Raw genomic sequence first — 4,168 nt, forward strand, 5'->3', positions numbered from 1 at the left:
CGTTGCCGTCGAACCCGGTGATGGTTTCTGTTGAGTGGCTGATCCCCTCGACGGGGGCGAGATCGGCGATCAGCGCGTCGAACACCGCACCGAAGCCGTCTTCCATCGCGGCGACATATGCCAGCTGGTCGTCGCGCGAAAAGGCGCACCCGGCCGGCGGGAGCGGCGGCGTCGTGTCAAGCCCGAACGGTGCCAGCGCGGCGATCATGCGCGGGTCGGCGCGCGGGTCCGAACGCATATCCATGGCGACTCCTTCCGCGGCAACGGCTGTTTGAACAGCATTCTTATGCCTTCCGGGGTGCCGCCGGCCCGGGTCGACACGATTTGTCGGTGCCCACCTCTATGATCGAAGATGTGTTCGAACAGGAATGGGTGAGCGGTCTGGTCGCGGTGGACCCGCACGCCGATGAGGCCGCGCTCGTGGAGCGGATAGCGCTGCTCGAGCGGGTGAAAGCCGCCGCGGCGGCCGGCCAGGCGCGCGCGGCGGCGGCGTTGGACGCGTCTCGGCGGAGCGCAGAGGCCGAAGCGGGGGTGCCGACACGGCAACGCGGCCGCGGCGTGGCCAGTGAGGTCGCGCTGGCCCGCCGCGACTCGCCGGCGCGCGGCGGCCGCCATCTCGGCTTCGCCAAGGCGCTGGTGCATGAGATGCCGCACACGCTGGCGGCACTGGAGATCGGTGTGCTGAGCGAGTGGCGCGCCACGCTGATAGTGCGCGAATCGGCGTGCCTGGACGTGGCGGATCGTCGCGTGTTGGACGCCGAACTCTGCGCGGACACGGCAAACCTCGACGGGGCGGGCGACGCCCGGATCGCCGCGGCGGCCAGGGCGATCGCCTACCGGCTGGACCCGGGCGCGGTCGTCGAGCGGGCCGCCAAGGCGGCGAACGAGCGAACGGTGACGATCCGTCCCGCGCCCGACACGATGACGTGGCTGACCGCGTTGCTTCCGGTGGCCACGGGTGTCGCGGTGTACGCCGCGCTGCGCCGGGCGGCCGACACCACGTTTGACGACCGCTCGCGCGGACAGGTGATGGCTGACACGCTGGTGGAACGGGTGACCGGCCGGCCGACCGACGCGCCGACTCCGGTGATGGTCAACCTGGTGATGTCGGATCAGGCCTTGCTGGGTGGCGGCGACGACCCGGCGGTCATCGACGGGTACGGACCGGTTCCCGCCGCGGTTGCCCGCGCGCTTGTGGGGCTGTCGGCGACCGACAAGCGTTCACACGCCGCGCTGCGCCGCCTGTACGCGACGCCGCGGACCGGGACGCTGGTGGCGGTCGAGTCGCGCTCGCGCCGCTTCCCGCGCGGGCTGGCCGAGTTCATCGGATTGCGCGATCAGCGGTGTCGCACCCCCTACTGTGACGCCCCGATCCGCCATCGCGACCACGCCAGACCGCACGCCAGGGGCGGGCCGACCAGCGTCGGCAACGGCCTCGGTGCGTGCGAACAGTGCAACTACGTCAAAGAGGCGCCGGGCTGGGACGTCGCCACCGAAACAGACGAAAACGGCAGGCACGCCGCAGAATTCGCCACACCTACGGGCGCTCGCTACCGTTCCACCGCGCCTCCGCTGCCTGGCGCACCAAAGATCACCATCACCGAGGTCGAGGCCAGGATCGGCATCGCGCTGATCGACCTGCACGCGGCGTGAAACGCTGATCACCGACGCGGCAGCGGGCGAAACACCGGCAGAACCCGGTAGCGGGCGCTGAAGTCAGCGTGCTCGTACTGTCCCGCCACCTCTCCGTCGAGCGCCACGGTGGTGGGCCCGTCGATCGAGGTGAAGCCGAACTGCGGGACATGGGATTCGTGGTAAAGCCGGCTGCGCTGCAGCCTGCCGAGCATGAGTGCGATCATGATGCGCAGCTTGCTGAAACGGCGTCCGGTCTCCAGGATCCGCACATCGATCAGCCCGTCGTCGACGCGGTTGCGCTCCGCCGGTGCGAAGCCGGATGGCTGGTAGGTCGAGTTGCCCAGGAAGAACAGTGAAGTCTGCAGCGTCTTGTTGTCGTAGCTGATGCGCACCGGATCCTCGTGACGCAAGGTGTGCAGCATCGCATACGCCGCCGCTGGCGGCTTGCCGATCTTGTGTTCCAGCCGTTCGCGGGTCTGCACCAATTTCGGATAGGCGCCAATGCTTGCGGTGTTGATCACCATCTTGGTGTCGTTGAAGCGCACCAGGTCGACGCACGAAACGCTGCCCTGCTGTATCGCGCGGATCGTCTTTGCCTCGTGGTCGCAGCCGATGTCCTTGGCGAAGTGGTTGAATGTGCCGGCCGGGAAAACCGCGAGCGGGCGGCCGGCGTCCACCGCTACCGCGGCCGCACACGCGACCGTTCCGTCGCCACCGGCGATTCCGAGCACCTCGGCCCGCTCGGCGGCCGCGCGCAACACCTGCTGCAAGCTGTCGTTCTCACCGACTGCGATGATCTCGGCTTTCGGCAGTTCTCTACGGACTTCGCCGATCACACGATTGCCAGTGCCGCTGCCCGCAGCGGGGTTGACGACCAGGACCACACCCGCGCCGTCAGGCCGCGGCGGCGTGCCGATGCGCAGCGGGTCGGCGCCGCGCGGGGTGCGGTCAACGATCGGCGGGACCAGGCGCCCACCCAACACCGCGATCGACGCGCCGATACCGAAGCCGGCCAGCACGTCGCCGGGGTAGTGCGCGCCGGTCGCGATGCGCGAGAACCCGACCAGGCCGGCCAGGAGTGCAAGCGGCAGCCCCAGCGTGGGGCTTTCCAGTCCCACACCGACGGCAAACGCTGCGGCGCTGGCGGAGTGGCCGGAGGGCATCGAATGCGAGGTGGGGTTTCGCAGCAGGCGCCGGGCGAGCGGAACGGACCCGTAACGGGGCCGTTGCCGTCGCCACACGCGTTTTGCCAGCTGGTTTGTGGTCAGGCTCGTCGCCGCGAGGCTCACCACACCGCGGCCGGCGCCGCGCCGGGCCGATCGGCTGCCCGACATCGCCATGGCGGCCGCGATCGCGAGCCACAGCTTGGCGTGATCGGCGGCGCGGGTCAGCGCCGGCATCGTCTTGTCGAGCAGCGGACTGGGCGACTCCGCGATTGCGCCAAACAGTTCCGCGTCGAGCGCACCCAGGCCCTCGGTGATCTGCCGCATCCCCCTCGACTTACGCATGTTCATCGATTCAACCTATGCCCAGTGCCGCCGCGGAGGGGCCACTGCCGCGCCTAATCGGCGATTGCGGGTGCGCTGAGCGCCGCTACGGTGTCTTCAGCGTGGAATACCGACCGGGCGGCAATGGCGAATTGATCGAGCCTGTCGATGATCGTTTGCCCTTCGGGGGTGTGGCCCCAGATGCTGATGCCCTGGTGGGTGGTGGGTTTCCAGGTGGATTCGTCGACGACGATGGGGTTCCAGCCGACCTCCCATTCGAAGCCCGAGGGTGTTCGTGCGTAGTAGGACAGTTCTTTGTCGTTGGTGTGCTGGCCGACCGACAGGGCCATCTCGAATCCCAGTTGTCTGACCCGCTGATAGGACGCGACCATGTCGTCGAGGGTGGCTGCCTGGACGTTGACGTGCTGCACTCGGCTGCGGATGGGGTTGATGGGCAAGGCGTTGACCGATGCGATCGCCAGGGTGTGGTGCCGCTCGTTGACCCGCAGGAACGGGACCTTGAGTTTCATGCTGTTAATGGTCTCGTCGATGTAGTCGCTCAACCGCGCGTCGAAGACGTGGCTGAAGCAACCGCGCAGTTCACAGGGTTTCTTCGTGGTGACGGCGACGTGGCCCAGTCCACCTGCGCCGGTGACGAACCCGCTGCCGGGGATGTCGAGCGGAAGCGGACCGGTGCGGGCGACGGTGTAGATCTCCTGAGTCAATCCGTTGGGCCCGGGGAACCGCAGGAAACGCTCGACCCCGCGCAGCGCGGCTTCCTCCTCGGTGCCCTCGACGGCCGGCACGCCGTGGTCGATGACCCGGCGGGAAATCCCGTCAAAGGTGGCATCGTCGTCGAGCTGCCAGCCGAGTGCGACGACGTCCTCGGCGGGTCCACGGCGCAGCGGGAAGCGGCATTCGTTGGCGTCGAGCCGGAATCGGATCGTGTCGGGCACCATCTCATCGAGCTGCATGCCGATGGCATCGCGCCCGAAGCGTGTCCAGGCCGCGAACTTATACGTTTCGATGACAACATAGCCCAGGTG

3 protein-coding genes and 1 pseudogene are annotated in these 4,168 nt (G+C 68.4%); 1 reads left to right on the plus strand and 3 read right to left on the minus strand.

The genetic code is table 11. The features are described from left to right. Nucleotides 1–244, minus strand: a pseudogene (locus tag VKG81_RS18495) (alpha/beta hydrolase); the annotation flags it as partial. A 98-nt stretch (nucleotides 245–342) separates the two neighbouring features. Here VKG81_RS18495 and VKG81_RS18500 point away from each other — a divergent pair. Further along, nucleotides 343–1,653 carry an HNH endonuclease gene (locus VKG81_RS18500; RefSeq protein ID WP_324398037.1) on the plus strand — a complete coding sequence of 437 codons (1,311 nt, stop codon included), beginning with the start codon at nucleotides 343–345 and terminating at the stop codon, nucleotides 1,651–1,653. A gap of 8 nt (nucleotides 1,654–1,661) precedes the next feature. Here the strand turns inward: VKG81_RS18500 and VKG81_RS18505 are convergent, their stop codons facing one another. Further along, the gene (locus tag VKG81_RS18505; RefSeq protein ID WP_324398034.1) at nucleotides 1,662–3,149 is read right to left on the minus strand and encodes a bifunctional phosphatase PAP2/diacylglycerol kinase family protein; all 1,488 of its coding nucleotides are present in this window, start codon (nucleotides 3,147–3,149) and stop codon (nucleotides 1,662–1,664) included. A 47-nt stretch (nucleotides 3,150–3,196) separates the two neighbouring features. Continuing rightward, on the minus strand, nucleotides 3,197–4,168 hold a 972-nt coding region (locus tag VKG81_RS18510; protein ID WP_324398036.1), incomplete at its 5' end, for a VOC family protein.

It is taken from the genome of Mycobacterium sp., from assembly GCF_035314905.1.
Taxonomy (GTDB): domain Bacteria; phylum Actinomycetota; class Actinomycetes; order Mycobacteriales; family Mycobacteriaceae; genus Mycobacterium.

What these genes read in the sequence shown, in the direction of transcription:
- VKG81_RS18500 (WP_324398037.1), top strand. Translation starts at nt 343, where the DNA reads ATGATCGAAGATGTGTTCGAACAGGAATGGGTGAGCGGTCTGGTCGCG.
- VKG81_RS18505 (WP_324398034.1), bottom strand. Translation starts at nt 3,149, where the DNA reads ATGAACATGCGTAAGTCGAGGGGGATGCGGCAGATCACCGAGGGCCTG.